This window comes from Streptomyces nymphaeiformis, assembly GCF_014203895.1.
In the GTDB taxonomy this organism is placed as follows: Bacteria; Actinomycetota; Actinomycetes; order Streptomycetales; family Streptomycetaceae; genus Streptomyces; species Streptomyces nymphaeiformis.
The window spans coordinates 299382-313872 of the sequence record NZ_JACHJY010000011.1; the positions used below are offsets into that span (position 1 = coordinate 299382).

At 69.9% G+C, this 14491-nt stretch carries 12 protein-coding genes, 1 tRNA gene and 1 riboswitch; of the genes, 10 read left to right on the forward strand and 3 right to left on the reverse strand.

Going from position 1 to position 14491, the window contains the following annotated elements; translation table 11 throughout:
* Nucleotides 1-72: 72 nt before the first annotated feature.
* The 6 genes from GGE06_RS34655 to GGE06_RS34680 all read left to right on the forward strand — a co-directional run bounded on the left by GGE06_RS34655 (nucleotide 73) and on the right by GGE06_RS34680 (nucleotide 5938).
* A complete protein-coding gene (locus GGE06_RS34655) occupies nucleotides 73-1098 on the forward strand; it encodes a transglycosylase family protein (protein ID WP_184932646.1) in 1026 nt (341 codons plus the stop codon).
* Between the two features lie 258 nt (nucleotides 1099-1356).
* A riboswitch (cyclic di-AMP (ydaO/yuaA leader) is annotated at nucleotides 1357-1530 on the forward strand.
* Between the two features lie 3 nt (nucleotides 1531-1533).
* Nucleotides 1534-2268, forward strand: a complete 735-nt coding sequence (locus GGE06_RS34660) for a LysM peptidoglycan-binding domain-containing protein (protein WP_184932647.1) — start codon at nucleotides 1534-1536, stop codon at nucleotides 2266-2268.
* A gap of 356 nt (nucleotides 2269-2624) precedes the next feature.
* Nucleotides 2625-3911, forward strand: a complete 1287-nt coding sequence (eno, locus tag GGE06_RS34665) for a phosphopyruvate hydratase (protein ID WP_116160608.1) — start codon at nucleotides 2625-2627, stop codon at nucleotides 3909-3911.
* An 87-nt stretch (nucleotides 3912-3998) separates the two neighbouring features.
* Nucleotides 3999-4469, forward strand: coding sequence for an FtsB family cell division protein (locus tag GGE06_RS34670; protein ID WP_116160609.1), 471 nt, complete (start codon nucleotides 3999-4001; stop codon nucleotides 4467-4469).
* Between the two features lie 18 nt (nucleotides 4470-4487).
* Nucleotides 4488-5027: a DUF501 domain-containing protein gene (locus tag GGE06_RS34675; RefSeq protein ID WP_116160610.1), complete on the forward strand. Its 540-nt coding sequence runs from the start codon at nucleotides 4488-4490 to the stop codon at nucleotides 5025-5027.
* A complete protein-coding gene (locus GGE06_RS34680) occupies nucleotides 5024-5938 on the forward strand; it encodes a Ppx/GppA phosphatase family protein (protein WP_116160611.1) in 915 nt (304 codons plus the stop codon). The genes GGE06_RS34675 and GGE06_RS34680 overlap by 4 nt, the downstream gene beginning before the upstream one ends.
* 242 nt (nucleotides 5939-6180) lie before the next feature.
* On the opposite strand, the gene GGE06_RS34685 is transcribed toward GGE06_RS34680, so the two are convergent.
* Nucleotides 6181-7023 (reverse strand): RNA-guided endonuclease InsQ/TnpB family protein, encoded by an 843-nt coding sequence (locus tag GGE06_RS34685; protein WP_312883399.1) that lies wholly within the window; start codon nucleotides 7021-7023, stop codon nucleotides 6181-6183.
* 37 nt (nucleotides 7024-7060) lie between these two features.
* On the opposite strand from GGE06_RS34685, the gene GGE06_RS34690 reads away from it, so the two are divergent.
* The 3 genes from GGE06_RS34690 to GGE06_RS34700 all read left to right on the forward strand — a co-directional run bounded on the left by GGE06_RS34690 (nucleotide 7061) and on the right by GGE06_RS34700 (nucleotide 10546).
* A complete protein-coding gene (locus GGE06_RS34690) occupies nucleotides 7061-7222 on the forward strand; it encodes an Arc family DNA-binding protein (protein ID WP_116160612.1) in 162 nt (53 codons plus the stop codon).
* Nucleotides 7223-7679: 457 nt separating this feature from the next.
* Nucleotides 7680-9059 carry an NAD(P)/FAD-dependent oxidoreductase gene (locus GGE06_RS34695; RefSeq protein WP_116160613.1) on the forward strand — a complete coding sequence of 460 codons (1380 nt, stop codon included), beginning with the start codon at nucleotides 7680-7682 and terminating at the stop codon, nucleotides 9057-9059.
* Nucleotides 9060-9253: 194 nt separating this feature from the next.
* Nucleotides 9254-10546 carry a class I SAM-dependent methyltransferase gene (locus GGE06_RS34700; protein ID WP_116160614.1) on the forward strand — a complete coding sequence of 431 codons (1293 nt, stop codon included), beginning with the start codon at nucleotides 9254-9256 and terminating at the stop codon, nucleotides 10544-10546.
* 56 nt (nucleotides 10547-10602) lie between these two features.
* Here the strand turns inward: GGE06_RS34700 and GGE06_RS34705 are convergent, their stop codons facing one another.
* Together GGE06_RS34705 and GGE06_RS34710 are read right to left on the reverse strand one after the other, a co-directional pair.
* On the reverse strand, nucleotides 10603-13134 hold the full coding sequence (locus tag GGE06_RS34705; RefSeq protein ID WP_184932648.1) for an ABC transporter permease: 2532 nt from the start codon (nucleotides 13132-13134) through the stop codon (nucleotides 10603-10605).
* 53 nt (nucleotides 13135-13187) lie between these two features.
* Complete coding sequence (locus GGE06_RS34710) at nucleotides 13188-13958, reverse strand: ABC transporter ATP-binding protein (protein WP_041129567.1); 771 nt, start codon at nucleotides 13956-13958, stop codon at nucleotides 13188-13190.
* Between the two features lie 379 nt (nucleotides 13959-14337).
* On the opposite strand from GGE06_RS34710, the gene GGE06_RS34715 reads away from it, so the two are divergent.
* A tRNA-Leu gene (locus GGE06_RS34715) sits at nucleotides 14338-14421 on the forward strand.
* Nucleotides 14422-14491: the final 70 nt, after the last annotated feature.

Genomic DNA, 14491 nt, shown 5'->3' on the forward strand with positions numbered 1-14491 from the left:
TCGACTTGTGACGGACGTTCGAATGCGGCTACGTTTCCCGGCAGTCTCAGCCGTCACGCGAAAGGCGCTCCTATGCGTTCCGGGAACGGACGACACCGTCGCCCCCGTCAGGCCCCCGCCCTCGTCGTCGCCGCGGGCGTGACCGGATCCGCCATGGCGCTGCCGCTGCTCGCCACCGGATCCGCCTCCGCCGCCGACGCCCCCACCTGGGACCGGGTCGCCGAGTGCGAGTCCGGCGGCCAGTGGAGCGCCAACTTCGGCAACGGCATGTACGGCGGCCTCCAGTTCACCCAGGACAGTTGGGAGCGGCACGGCGGCCTCGCGTACGCGCCCAGCCCCGACCTGGCCAGCCGTGCCCAGCAGATCGCGGTGGCCGAGAAGGCGCTCGCCCAGGGCAGCACCGAGTGGGCCACCTGCGCGCCGATCGCCGGCCTGACGAACGACGGCAAGGCCACGGGTGTGAACCCCGGCCCGGCCGCCGTCCCGACGACGCCCACCGGGCCGCTCCCCGAGTCCAACCGCACCACGGGCGACGCGCCGACGGCCTCCTCCCAGCAGGGGAAGGCGTCCGCGACCCCGGCCGCGCCGACCGCCCCTGCGACCTCCGCCACACCGGGCGCGTCGACGACGACCCCGGCCGCGCCCGCCACGCCGGCGACCCCGGGCACCCCCGATGCGTCCGTTACGCCCGGTACGCCGGATTCGTCCGACGCGCCGAAGGGTGACGTGCCGTCGGCCGCGCCCGGCACCGGCAAGCACCGCGGCGAGGCCGCGCCGGAGGAATCCGGTAAGCCGGACACTTCGGCCGAAACAGGCAAGCATGCGGCAGGTGCGGACGAGTCCGCCGAAAAGGTCGACTCCACGCCCGTGGCTGACGCGGCGAAGGATTCGGGCGCAACGGACAGTCAGGACACTTCGGGCGAGTACACCGTGCAGCCGGGTGACAGCCTGTCCGGCATTGCGCAGGAGAACGAACTCCCCGGAGGCTGGACCGCGCTCTACGACGCCAACCGGAAGACGGTGGGCGTCGATCCGAACCTCATCCTGCCTGGTCAGAGCCTCGACCTGACGGCGGGTTCGGTACAGGCGGAAGGTTAGTTCGCGGTCTTATGTCCGGTTCTGGGCAAGTGAGACATGGGTCTCTTCGCCCCAACTGGCGTGTCGCGTCCGCAAACTTTGCTCCCGTCACCTCTCACCTGCACAAACACCTCCCACCGGAGGGCAAGCAGAGGCGATTTTTCCGCAATGAGCCTCTTTGAACTTCCGGTGGGTCTGTGTCTACGGTCGTCACCGCTCGCCACCGCGGGCCCCGTCGACCGAAACGCCGAATCCTGCCGTCGGCCGATGGGAACAGTCGTCGCGCAAGCGCCGAAGGCAGGAGTGGGGGACCCAAGGTAAGTGCCGGTCCCGGCCGTTGAGACAGACGGCCGACGATCGGCTTGGGGTGAAGCCGCGTGCAAGGACACGCGGCCGGGCAACTTTCCGGCCCGAACCCGACAGCTCACCTCACAGGCGTCGGTGAGGAGAATCCCCATGCTGTTTTCCGCCAAGGGCAAACACCGCCGTCCCTCCAAGGCCACCCAGGTCGTCACCCTCGTCGGCGTCACCGGCATCGCCGTCGCCGCCCCGCTGATGACCGCCGGCACCGCCTCGGCCGCCACCGCCTCCGAGTGGGACGCCGTCGCCCAGTGCGAGTCCGGCGGCAACTGGGCCATCAACACCGGCAACGGTTTCTACGGCGGCCTCCAGTTCACCAACTCCACCTGGGCCGCGTTCGGTGGCACCGCCTACGCCCCGCGCGCCGACCTCGCGTCGAAGTCCCAGCAGATCGCCGTCGCCGAGAAGGTCCTCGCGGGCCAGGGCAAGGGCGCGTGGCCGAGCTGCGGCGTCGGCCTCTCCGGTGCCTCCTACGACGGCGGCGCCGCCGAGACCCCGCAGCAGTCCGCCCCGCAGCAGCAGAGCGAGCCCCAGCAGGCCGTCCCCGAGCAGCAGGCCGCCCCGAAGCCGGAGCGTCGCGCCGAGCAGCCGACCACCCGCAGCGAGCACCGCGCGGCCCCGAAGGCCGCCAAGAAGACCGTCACCACCCCGACCGGCAAGAAGGTCCAGAAGGGCGACGGCGAGTACAAGGTCGTCACCGGCGACACCCTCAGCAAGATCGCCGAGGCGCACCACGTCAAGGGCGGCTGGGCCAAGCTCTTCGAGCTGAACAAGGACGTCGTCGAGAACGCCGACCTCATCTACCCGGGTCAGCAGCTCCACCTGAAGTGACCCCGACGGTTCGCGTGAGTCCGGCGGCTCACGCGGCCCCGACGACCCTCCCGCGGTGACCACCCCGGTCCGGCGCGCCTCTCCCCCGTGCGCGCCGGACCGGGGTTCCCCCTTATAGGGGGTACAGGGGGACTCCCTTGCGGGACGGGGAGCACTCCCTTCGGGCGGACTTCGTGGTTACTGTCCAGTAGATAAGGGTGCCTTCGTCCCCCAATGCATGCCCTTGGGTCCTTTTTCGTCCCAGGGGGCGGGCGCCCGGCGGGCGGGAGCGCCCGCGCCGGTTAGGCTCTTGTCGCAAGGCCAAGCGACCCTGCACCGACCTTGCGTCACATCCAGCGTCACATCCCAAAAAGGAGATGCTCGTGCCGTCCATCGACGTCGTCGTAGCCCGGGAAATCCTGGACTCCCGAGGCAACCCCACGGTCGAGGTCGAGGTCGGCCTCGACGACGGCAGCACCGGCCGTGCTGCCGTTCCGTCCGGCGCCTCCACCGGTGCCTTCGAGGCCATCGAGCTCCGCGACGGTGACCCCAACCGCTACCTGGGCAAGGGTGTCGAGAAGGCCGTCCTCGCCGTCATCGAGCAGATCGGCCCGGAGCTCGTCGGCTACGACGCCACCGAGCAGCGCCTGATCGACCAGGCCATGTTCGACCTGGACGCGACCGAGAACAAGGGCTCGCTCGGCGCCAACGCCATCCTCGGCGTCTCCCTCGCCGTCGCGCACGCCGCCTCCGAGGCCAGCGACCTCCCGCTCTTCCGCTACCTCGGCGGCCCGAACGCGCACCTGCTGCCCGTTCCGATGATGAACATCCTCAACGGTGGGTCGCACGCCGACTCCAACGTGGACATCCAGGAGTTCATGATCGCCCCGATCGGCGCGGAGTCCTTCTCCGAGGCCCTCCGCTGGGGTGCGGAGATCTACCACACCCTCAAGGCCGTCCTGAAGCGCAAGGGCCTCTCCACCGGCCTCGGCGACGAGGGCGGCTTCGCCCCGAACCTGGAGTCGAACCGCGCCGCCCTCGACCTCATCGTCGAGGCCATCAAGGAGGCCGGCTACACCCCGGGCTCCGACGTCGCGCTCGCGCTCGACGTCGCCGCGTCCGAGTTCTACAAGGACGGCGTGTACGAGTTCGAGGGCAAGTCCCGCTCGGCCGCCGAGATGACCGAGTACTACGAGGAGCTCGTCTCCGCGTACCCGATGGTCTCCATCGAGGACCCGCTGTTCGAGGACGACTGGGCCGGCTGGAAGGTCCTCACCGACAAGCTGGGCTCCAAGGTCCAGATCGTCGGCGATGACCTCTTCGTCACCAACCCGGAGCGCCTGGCCCGCGGCATCGAGGAGGGCACCGCCAACGCCCTCCTGGTCAAGGTCAACCAGATCGGTTCGCTGACCGAGACCCTCGACGCCGTCGAGCTCGCCCAGCGCAACGGCTTCAAGTGCATGATGTCCCACCGCTCCGGCGAGACCGAGGACGTCACCATCGCCGACCTCGCCGTCGCCGTGAACTGCGGCCAGATCAAGACCGGCGCCCCGGCCCGCTCGGACCGCGTCGCCAAGTACAACCAGCTGCTGCGCATCGAGGAGATCCTCGACGACGCCGCCGTCTACGCCGGCCGCAGCGCCTTCCCGCGCTTCAAGGGCTGAACCCCGTAGAGCCGCTTCCGTCCGTCCCCGTACTCGGTCCCGTACCGTGTGCGGGGACGTACGCGTGAACAGGGGAGGCGACACGACATGGCCGCGAAGGACCGGGACCGGTTCTCGACCGCGACCCGGATCAGGCTGCTCGGCGAGCAGACCGCCGCCCGTGTCTACCGCTCCCAGACCCGCCGCCAGGCCCGCCGCTCCCGGCTCACCGGCCGCGCGGCCTTCCTCGCCCTCGTGGTCTGCTCCCTCGTCGTGGCGCTCGCCTACCCGATGCGGAGCTACGTCTCCCAGCAGGGCGAGATCGCCGAGCAGGAGCGTCGGGCCGCCGAGGCCGCCCGGCGGGTCGAGGAACTGAAGGACGAGAAGGCTCGCCTCCAGGACCCGGCCTACGTCCGCCGCCTCGCCCGCGAGCACCTGCACTACGTGCTGCCCGGCGAGACCGGCTTCACCGTGAACGACCCCGACGCGGAGCAACGGCCCCGCGCCGACCAGGGCGCGGCGGACCGCCCCTGGTACGACAACCTGTGGGACGGCGTGGACAACGCCGACCGCCACTGAACAACTCCAGGATCCGAGATGGAAACGCCCCCTCCGCAGACCGAACGCACCGAGCCCACCGACACGGACATCGCCGCCTTCGAGCTCCAGCTCGGCCGCCCGCCCCGCGGTCTGCGCGCCATCGCGCACCGCTGCCCGTGCGGCAACCCGGACGTCGTCGAGACCGCGCCCCGGCTCCCCGACGGCACGCCGTTCCCCACCACGTACTACCTGACCTGCCCCCGGGCGGCCTCGGCCATCGGCACCCTGGAGGCCAACGGGGTCATGAAGGAGATGCAGGCCCGGCTCGCCACCGACCCGGAGCTCGCCGCCGCCTACCGGGCCGCGCACGAGGACTACATCGCCCGCCGCGACGCCATCGAGGTCCTGGAGGGCTTCCCGAGCGCCGGCGGCATGCCGGACCGGGTCAAGTGCCTGCACGTCCTCGTCGGCCACTCGCTGGTCGCCGGGCCGGGCGTGAACCCGTTCGGCGACGAGGCGCTCGCGATGCTGCCGGAATGGTGGGCGAAGGGCCCGTGCGTGAACCCGTGCGCGGAGAAGGAGGGCGAGGAGAAGTGACCCGGGTCGCCGGAATCGACTGCGGTACGAACTCCATCCGCCTCCTCGTCGCCGACGTCCACCCGGACACGGGCGAGCTGATCGAGCTGGACCGCCGGATGACGATCGTCCGGCTCGGGCAGGGCGTCGACAAGACCGGACGGCTCGCCCCCGAGGCCCTGGAGCGGACCTTCGCCGCCTGCCGCGCGTACGCCGAGGTCATCAAGGAGCTGGGCGCCGAGCGGCTCCGCTTCGTCGCCACCTCCGCCTCCCGCGACGCCGAGAACCGCCAGGACTTCGTGAACGGGGTCGTGGAGATCCTGGGCGTCGAGCCCGAGGTCATCACCGGCGACCAGGAGGCCGAGTTCTCCTTCACCGGTGCCACCGGCGAGCTCCACGGGGACGACCGGCGCCTGGTCGTCGACATCGGCGGCGGCTCCACCGAGTTCGTGGTCGGCAACAAGCACGTCGAGGCCGCCCGCTCCGTCGACATCGGCTGCGTCCGGCTCACCGAGCGGCACGTCCGCCACGACCCGCCGACCGCCGAGGAGGTCGCCGCGATCCGTGCCGACATCCGCACCGCGCTCGACCTGGCCGCCGAGACCGTCCCGATCGACTCGGCCGAGACCCTCGTCGGGCTCGCCGGCTCCGTCACCACGGTCGCGGCGATCGCCCTCGGGCTCCCGGAGTACGACTCCGAGAAGGTCCACCACTCGCGGATCTCCGCCGCCCAGGTCGCCGAGGTGACCGACCGGCTGCTCGCCTCCACCCACGACGAGCGGGCCGCGATCCCCGTCATCCACCCCGGGCGGGTCGACGTGATCATCGCGGGGGCGCTCGTCGTCCGGGAGATCGTGGAGCGCGTCGGGGCCCGCGAGGTCGTCGTCAGCGAGCACGACATTCTCGATGGGATCGCCCTATCCGTGGCTTGACGTCGTTCCTCTCGAAGAGAGAGGACTCCCGCCGGGCCGCCGTCGGAATCGAACGGCGGCCCTCGGGTGGTACCTGCTTCGGCACCCACTGCCCGGCTTGCCGGGTCTGACACGGGCTCCACAGGCGTTTCACGTGTCCGGTCGTCCCTCGGCCACGATGCGCCGCCCTTCGGCGCGGATGTTGTACTCGGCGTTCTGGTCCCGGTCGTGCACGCTCTTGCCGAAGGTACGGGCCATACCCTTCAGTTCAGGTCCTCCGAGTAGACCGCTTGGCTCTCACGGACGATCCTGGTGGTTTCCTGCTGGATGAAGTCGCGCCGCTGGTCGGCGACGCGGGCGTGGACCTTGGCGACCGCTACCTTTGCCTTGCGTCGGTTGTTCGATCCCTTCTGCGCACGGGAAAGCTCGCGCTGGGCCCGCTTGAGCCTGCGCTCCGCGCGCCGGAAGAACTTCGGTGTCTTGATCTTCCGGCCCCGCAGGATCGCGTAGCAGGACAGGCCCAGGTCGATCCCGGTGTCCGTCCCCTCCCAGTCCAGCCGGGGCAGCGTCTTGTCCTCAGCCTCGACCACGAACGAGGCGAAGAACCTCCCGGCAGAATCCCTGACGACCGTTACCGACGACGGATCGGACGGAAGCTCACGGGACCAGCGGACTTCTACGCCGCCGATCTTCGGGAGCCGAAGCCTGCGGTCGGCAGTGACGGAGAAGCGGGCAGCCTTCGTGAACCTGACCGCCTGACGGCCGGACTTCCTCTTGAGCCGAGGCGGACCCATCTTCGTGCCCCTGCGGGATCCCTTCCGTGAGGCGAAGAAGTTGCTGTACGAAGCCTGGAGATCCCGCAAGGAGGACTGCAGAACGACCGCCGAGACCTCACCCAGCCATGCGCGCTCCGGCGTCTTCTTCGCCTCCGTGATCACCGTCTTCGCCGGCTCGGCGATCGACGGAACCCGCTGCCCTTGCCGGTGGGCATCCTGGCGGATGCGCACGGCGTCGTTCCATACGACGCGGGCGCACCCGAACGCCTTCGCCAACTCTCGCTGCTGAGAAGCGCTCGGATACACCCGGAACTGGTACCTGAGCTTCACGCCGGTCACGTTAGCGCAGTGACACTATTGTGGTGTCATGATTCGGATTACTCTTCGGCTTCCCGATGACGTACACGTCCGGCTGGCTGCTCAGGCAGAGGCGGACAGGCGATCTCTCAACTCCGAGATCGTGCATCTGCTGGAGGTGGCCCTCGCCGGCGTCGGGTCGGGGAAGAAGGGGTCGTCCGACGATGGCTGACCGTCTGGCGCTGCGGGATGGATGGGCCTGTTGCGCCCAGGGGCGGGCGGTGGGCAGGTGTCGATGATGTCGATAGTGGGTGGCTATGGGTGCCTGTGAGAGCGCTCCGGCGACAGCTCGTCGATAGAAGTTCGTGAAGTTCTTCACAAGGAAAAGGGCCCTGATGGCGCCCGAGGAAGGTCATGAGGCCCTCCGAGGGGGGTCTCAGGGCCCTTTCGCAGGTGCGGAGGCCGATTCGCTCGATGTTTCCATCGTGTGAAGCGGGGCTCCGCTTCGGCGTTAACAGGGGCTCTCCAGGCCAGTTCAGTAGGGGTGAACAACGTTCACCAGTGCACCCCGGTTCCTTTGCAGCACCATGACGTGGATCACGTGGGCGGCGGAGTGTAGCAGAGGTGTCCCCGAACCTTGTGAAGGGGCGCACGAGCACCCCCCACATGAGGGGTGGATACTCGATGCCATGAGCACCACGGAGCGTCCCAGGATCCTCGTAGTAGGCGGCGGGTACGTAGGCCTGTACGCAGCTCGGCGCATCCTCAAGAAGATGCGCTACGCGGAGGCGACCGTCACGGTCGTCGACCCGCGGTCGTACATGACCTACCAGCCCTTCCTCCCCGAAGCCGCCGCCGGCAGCATCTCGCCGCGTCACGTCGTCGTCCCGCTGCGACGCGTCGTGCGCGGAGCGGAGGTGCTCACCGGCCGGGTCACCACCATCGACCAGGACCGCAAGGTCGCCACGATCGCGCCGCTCGTCGGCGAGGCGTACGAGCTGCCGTTCGACTACCTGGTCATCTCGATGGGCGCGGTCTCGCGCACCTTCCCGATCCCCGGCCTCGCCGAGCAGGGCATCGGCATGAAGGGCATCGAGGAGGCCATCGGCCTGCGCAACCACGTCCTCGAGCAGCTCGACAAGGCCGACTCGACCACCGACGAGGAGGTCCGCCGCAAGGCGCTGACCTTCGTCTTCGTCGGCGGTGGCTTCGCCGGCGCCGAGACGATCGGCGAGGTCGAGGACATGGCCCGCGACGCCGCGAAGTACTACCAGAACGTGTCGCGCGAGGACATGCGCTTCGTCCTGGTCGACGCCGCGGACAAGATCCTTCCCGAGGTCGGCCCGAAGCTCGGCCAGTACGGCAAGGAGCACCTGGAGTCCCGCGGGATCGAGATCTACCTCGAGACCTCCATGGACTCCTGCGTCGACGGCCACGTCGTGCTGAAGAACGGCCTCGAGGTCGACTCCAACACGATCGTGTGGACCGCCGGTGTGAAGCCGAACCCGGCGCTCGCCCGCTTCGGTCTGCCGCTCGGCCCCCGCGGCCACGTGGACTGCAACGAGAAGCTCCAGGTCAACGGCATGGACTACGTGTGGGCCGCGGGCGACAACGCCCAGGTCCCGGACATGGTCGGCCGTCGCGCGGGCAACCCGAACGCCTGGTGCCCGCCGAACGCCCAGCACGCCCTGCGCCAGGCCAAGGTCCTCGGCGACAACGTGGTGGCCGGCATGCGCGGCTTCCCGCAGAAGGAGTACAGCCACGCCAACAAGGGCGCGGTGGCTGGTCTCGGCCTGCACAAGGGCGTCGCGATGATCGTCATGGGCAAGGTGAAGATCAAGCTCAAGGGCCGTCTCGCCTGGTACATGCACCGTGGCTACCACGGCATGGCGATGCCGACCTTCAACCGCAAGATCCGCGTCTTCGCCGACTGGACCCTCGGCATGTTCCTCAAGCGCGAGGTCGTGTCGCTCGGCGCCATGGAGACGCCGCGCGAGGAGTTCTACGAGGCGGCCAAGCCCGCCCCGGCGCCGGCCGCCCCGGCGCAGGAGAAGGCCAAGGCCTCCTAAGCACCACCCGCAGTACCAGCAGGACGAGAGCAGTACACGCAAGGCCGTAAAAGGGCCGTCCGCCATCCGTGGTGCGGACGGCCCTTCGCGTGTTTTGCCGACTTGTTGCGCGGGCCGGGACTGCAAACGCCTACCGACGGTGTTCCCTTGGTGACGAACATTTCTGGGGCAAGAAGATCACGGAGGTGTGCACCATGGCCGACGCCGCGTCGCGGCTGACGACCCTCGCCGAGGAACTCCTCGGAGGACCGCTCCCGGTCCGTCTGCGAGCCTGGGACGGCAGCGAAGCCGGCCCCGCCGGCGGCCCCGTCCTGATCGTCCGCGACCGCCGGGCCCTGCGGAGACTGATCTGGAAGCCCGGCGAACTGGGCCTGGCCCGCGCCTGGGTGGCCGGTGAGATCGACGTCGAGGGAGACCTCTACGAGCTCCTGGACCGCCTCTCGGGCCTCCTGTGGGAGCGCGGCGAGGAGACCAGGGGCCTGCTCGACTCCGTACGCGACCCCAAGGTGCGCGCCGCCGCCCGTGCCCTGCTGCGGCTCGCCGGGCCGCTGCCGCCGCCGCAGCCGCCGGCCGAGGAGATGCGCGGCCGCCACGGCAGCCGGCACACCAAGCGCCGCGACCGGCAGGCGATCAGTCACCACTACGACGTGGGCAACGACTTCTACGAGCTCGTCCTCGGCCCCTCGATGGTCTACTCGTGCGCGTACTGGACGGAGGACGGCACCCTCGAGGACGCCCAGCGCGACAAGCTGGACCTCATCGCCCGCAAGCTGAACCTCAGGGAGGGCGACCGGCTCCTCGACGTGGGCTGCGGCTGGGGCTCCATGGCCATCCACGCGGCCCGCGAGTACGGCGCCCGGGTCGTCGGCATCACCCTCTCCCGCGAACAGGCCGCCTACGCCCGCAAGCGGATCGCCGACGAGGGCCTCACCGACCTGATCGAGATCCGCGTCCAGGACTACCGGGACGTCTCGGACGGCCCGTACGACGCGATCTCCTCGATCGGCATGGCCGAGCACGTCGGCGCCGCGAAGTACCGGGAGTACGCCGACGACCTGTACGCCCTCCTCAAGCCCGGCGGGCGGCTCCTGAACCACCAGATCTCCCGGCGTCCCGAGCCCGACGAGGAGGCCTACGAGGTCGACGCCTTCATCGACGCGTACGTCTTCCCCGACGGCGAACTCTCCCCCATGGGCCGCACCCTGGCGACCCTGGAGGACGCCGGCTTCGAGGTCCGGGACGTGGAGGCGATCCGCGAGCACTACGCGCTCACGCTGCGCCGCTGGGTGGCCAACCTGGAGGCGGACTGGGACCGGGCGGTCCGGCTCACCTCGCCCGGCCGGGCCCGGATCTGGCGGCTCTACATGGCGGCCTCGGCGGTCTCCTTCGAGCGCAACCGGATCGGCGTGAACCAGTTCCTCGCCGTGAAGACCCCGGTGTCGGGGAAGAGCGGCACGGCGCTGCGGCCGCGCGTCTGGCAGGAGTGAACGGCCGAGGGCCGGCCCCCGGGCGGGGGCCGGCCCTCTTCTCCGTACGGGTCGGGCTACTCGGCCTTGATGGCGCTGAGCATGTTCAGCTTGGCGGCGCTGCGGGCCGGCCACAGGGAGGCGAGGACGCCGACCAGGGCGGCCAGGACCACGAAGAGCCCGATCCGGTCCCAGGGCAGGACCAGGACGTAGCCCGGCAGGCTGCTCTTGAAGGTCTCGCCGATCGCCCAGCCGAGGAAGGTGCCGAGGCCGATGCCGACGACCGCGCCGAACACCGAGATGACCACGGCCTCCAGACGGACCATCCGCTTCACCCGGCGCCGGTCGAGGCCGATCGCCCGCAGCATGCCGATCTCCTGCTGACGCTCGAAGACCGACATCGCGAGGGTGTTGACGACACCGAGGACGGCGATGATCAGCGCCATGCCGAGCAGGCCGTAGACGATGTTCAGGAGCATGTTGATCGGGCCGCCGAAGGTGTCACGGATCTCCTTGTGGTCCATGATCTCGATCGCCGGGTTGTCGCCCATGGCCTTCGCCAGGGCCTGCTGGTGCGCCGTGCTCGCGCCGCCGTCCGTCGAGACGAAGATCTGACGGATCTCCGCCTGCTCCTCGTGCGCGGTGACCAGCGCGGTGTCGGCGAGGACCGGCGAGACGAAGGTGTTGGCCTCGTAGACCGCGCCGACGGTCAGCTTGCCCTTCTGCTTGTCCATGAACTCGACCGGGACGGTGGCGCCGACCTTCAGGCCGCGCTTCGCGGCGGTCTTGTCGTCGACGGCGATCGTGTTCCCGCCGAGGGAGGACAGCGAACCGTTCACGACGTCCAGCTTGAGGACCTTCTCGATCGCGCCGGGCGTGACGCCGGAGACCGAGGCGAACTGGCCCTTCAGGTCGAAGGCGCCCGCCTGCTGCGGGGAGACCGCGGTGACGCCGGGGGCCTTCTCCAGGGCGGTCAGCGCCTCCTGGCTCAGACCGGTGCCGCTGGCCATGCTGACCATGTAGTCGGCCTTGATCTGGTCGGTGGTCGCCTTGTCGATGGCCGAGCCGACCGTGGCGCCGAGCACCGAGAGGCCGGTGACGAGGGTCAGGCCGATGGCGAGCGCGGAGGCGGTGGCGCCGGTGCGGCGCGGGTTGCGGACCGCGTTCAGGCCGGCGAGCTTGCCGGAGACCCCGAAGACGCCGACGAACAGCGGGCGGATCAGGGCGATCACGGGCCGGGACAGCATCGGGATCAGGACGATGACGCCGATGAGGGTGAGGAAGGCGCCGCCCGCGATGTACATGCGGCCGTCGTCGCCGCCCGTGCCGGCGCCGAGCACGATCAGGACGACACCGAGTGCGGTGAGCACGGCGCCGATCGAGTTCCGCACGACGAGCGACTTGGTGCTCTGGGTGGCGTGGACGCTGCTCATGGCGGCGACCGGCGGGATCTTCGCGGCGCGGCGGCCGGGCAGCCAGGCGGCGAGCATGGTGATCAGGACGCCGACGCCGAAGGCGGCGACGGCCGGGGTGGCTTCGAGGACCAGGTCGCCGGCCGGGACCTTCAGGTCGAAGGCGCTCATGGCCGAGCGCAGGCCCACGGCCAGGCCGATGCCGAGGACGTAGCCGACGGCGGAGGCGACCAGGCCGACGAGGCCGGCCTCGGCGAGGACGGAGCGGGTGATCTGCCGGCGCGAGGCGCCGACCGCGCGCATCAGGGCGAGTTCCTTGGTGCGCTGGGCGACCAGCATGGTGAAGGTGTTGGAGATCAGGAAGATGCCGACGAAGAGCGCGATGCCGGCGAAGCCCAGGAGGACCTGGTTGAGGGCGCCCATGCCGGCTTCGATGTCCTTGGCCTGCTGGTCGGCGAGGGCCTGCCCGGTCTGGGCGGTGGCCGCCTTCGGGACGACCTTGAGGACCTCGTCGACGAGCTTGGCGTCGTCCGTGCCCGGGGCGGCGGTGACGGTCATGCTCCGGAAGTAGCCGGGCTTCAGGTAGAGCTTCTGGGCGACGGCGGTGTCGAAGACGACGAGGCTGCCGCCGGCGTTGACGGCGCCGTCCTCGGTGGTGAAGACACCGGAGAGGGTGTACTCCTTCACCGGGCCGTTGGTGGCGACGCGGACGGTGTCGCCGACCTTGTAGCCGCCCTTGTCGGCGGTGTCCTTGTCGAGCGCGATCTGGCCGGCCTCGGCCGGGCCCGTACCCGCGGTGAAGGTGTACGCGCGGTCCTTGCCGTCCTTGCCGGGGGCGAAGTTGGTGCCCTTGTTGGACCAGCCGCTGCCGATCAGCTTGCCGTTCTTGTCGGGCACGCCGGCGAAGCCGTCGACGCGGGGCGTGACGGAGACGACCCCGTCGAGCTTCGCGACCTTGTCGACGTCCTGCCGGGAGAGGCCGGGGGCCTTCCGGGCCTCCTCGGGGTTCGGGTACATGTCGACGGCGACGGCCACGTCGTCGTAGCTCTTGGCCGACTGGCTGCGGAAGGCGTTGGAGAGGGTGTCGGTGAAGACGAGGGTGCCGGAGACGAAGGCCACGCCGAGCATCACGGCGAGGACGGTCATCAGCAGTCTCGCCTTGTGCGCGAGGACGTTGCGCAGGGCGGTACGGAACATGGGTGGGTCCTGAAGTTCGAGGAGGCGGCGGACGGGAGCGGCGCGGAGCCGCGTCAGCTCGTACGGCCCTTGGCGTCGAAGGCCTTCATGCGGTCGAGGACGCCGTCCGCCGTCGGGCGCAGCATCTCGTCGACGATCCGGCCGTCCGCGAGGAAGATCACGCGGTCCGCGTAGGAGGCGGCGACCGCGTCGTGGGTGACCATGACGACGGTCTGGCCCAGCTCCCGCACCGAGTTGCGCAGGAAGCCGAGGACCTCGGCGCCCGAGCGGGAGTCCAGGTTTCCGGTCGGCTCGTCGCCGAAGATGATCTCGGGGCGGGAGGCGAGGGCGCGGGCCACGGCCACGCGCTGCTGCTGGCCGCCGGAGAGCTCGGAGGGGCGGTGGCTGAGCCGGCCGGAGAGGCCGAGCATGTCGATGACCTGCTGGACCCACTGCTTGTCGGCCTTGCGGCCGGCGATGTCCATGGGGAGCGTGATGTTCTCCAGGGCGGTCAGCGTCGGCAGCAGGTTGAAGGCCTGGAAGATGAAGCCGATCTTGTCCCGGCGCAGCTGGGTGAGCTGCTTGTCCTTCAGGGTGGAGAGCTCGGTCTCGCCGATCCGGACCGAGCCGGAGGAGAAGGAGTCCAGGCCGGCGACGCAGTGCATGAGCGTCGACTTGCCGGAGCCGGAGGGGCCCATGATCGCGGTGAACTCGCCCTGGCGGAAGTCGACGGTGACGTGGTCGAGGGCGACCACCTGGGTCTCGCCCTGTCCGTAGACCTTCGAGAGGTCCGTGGCGCGGGCGGCCACCGCGGTGGCGCGGGACACGGTGGGGGTGGTGGTCACGGGAGGACTCCTGTCACTGCGACGGTGATGCGGGAACCCCTCCATCGTCCCGAGCGTTATGGCCCCGGTCGTCCGCCCACATGCCCGTTCCCGGGGCCGTCTCGAGTCTGACCGGGAGGCCGCGGACTCCTCCTGAGGTATGACGGCGCCCCTGAGAGGCGCCGTCGCACCGACGTGACAGAAGTGCGATGACTTTTCGTCATTCCAGGGGGTGCGGCTTTGCGCCTGCGACCCCCGTCACAGTTTGGTGAAAGGGCCCTCACCTGCACTGACGCACCCTCAGGCGTCAATAAAGTAAGACAACATCGGGCCGACGTTCCGCTGATCGGGGGAAAACGTCCCGATAGGCTCATGTGCCAACGCGGATCTTCGCGGAGACGCCCGGATGGTGGAACGCAGACACGGCGAGCTTAAACCTCGCTGGCCTTTGGCCGTACCGGTTCGAGTCCGGTTCCGGGCACCAGCGGCGACAGGCCCTCCACCTGCAAGGATGGGGGTGCCTCGCCTCAAATTCACTGCCCCGTGGGAACGCG

Coding starts and splice junctions, on each gene's coding strand:
- GGE06_RS34655 (WP_184932646.1), top strand. CDS start 73: ATGCGTTCCGGGAACGGACGACACCGTCGCCCCCGTCAGGCCCCCGCC.
- GGE06_RS34695 (WP_116160613.1), top strand. CDS start 7,680: ATGAGCACCACGGAGCGTCCCAGGATCCTCGTAGTAGGCGGCGGGTAC.
- GGE06_RS34660 (WP_184932647.1), top strand. CDS start 1,534: ATGCTGTTTTCCGCCAAGGGCAAACACCGCCGTCCCTCCAAGGCCACC.
- GGE06_RS34670 (WP_116160609.1), top strand. CDS start 3,999: ATGGCCGCGAAGGACCGGGACCGGTTCTCGACCGCGACCCGGATCAGG.
- eno (WP_116160608.1), top strand. CDS start 2,625: ATGCTCGTGCCGTCCATCGACGTCGTCGTAGCCCGGGAAATCCTGGAC.
- GGE06_RS34675 (WP_116160610.1), top strand. CDS start 4,488: ATGGAAACGCCCCCTCCGCAGACCGAACGCACCGAGCCCACCGACACG.
- GGE06_RS34700 (WP_116160614.1), top strand. CDS start 9,254: ATGGCCGACGCCGCGTCGCGGCTGACGACCCTCGCCGAGGAACTCCTC.
- GGE06_RS34705 (WP_184932648.1), bottom strand. CDS start 13,134: ATGTTCCGTACCGCCCTGCGCAACGTCCTCGCGCACAAGGCGAGACTG.
- GGE06_RS34690 (WP_116160612.1), top strand. CDS start 7,061: ATGATTCGGATTACTCTTCGGCTTCCCGATGACGTACACGTCCGGCTG.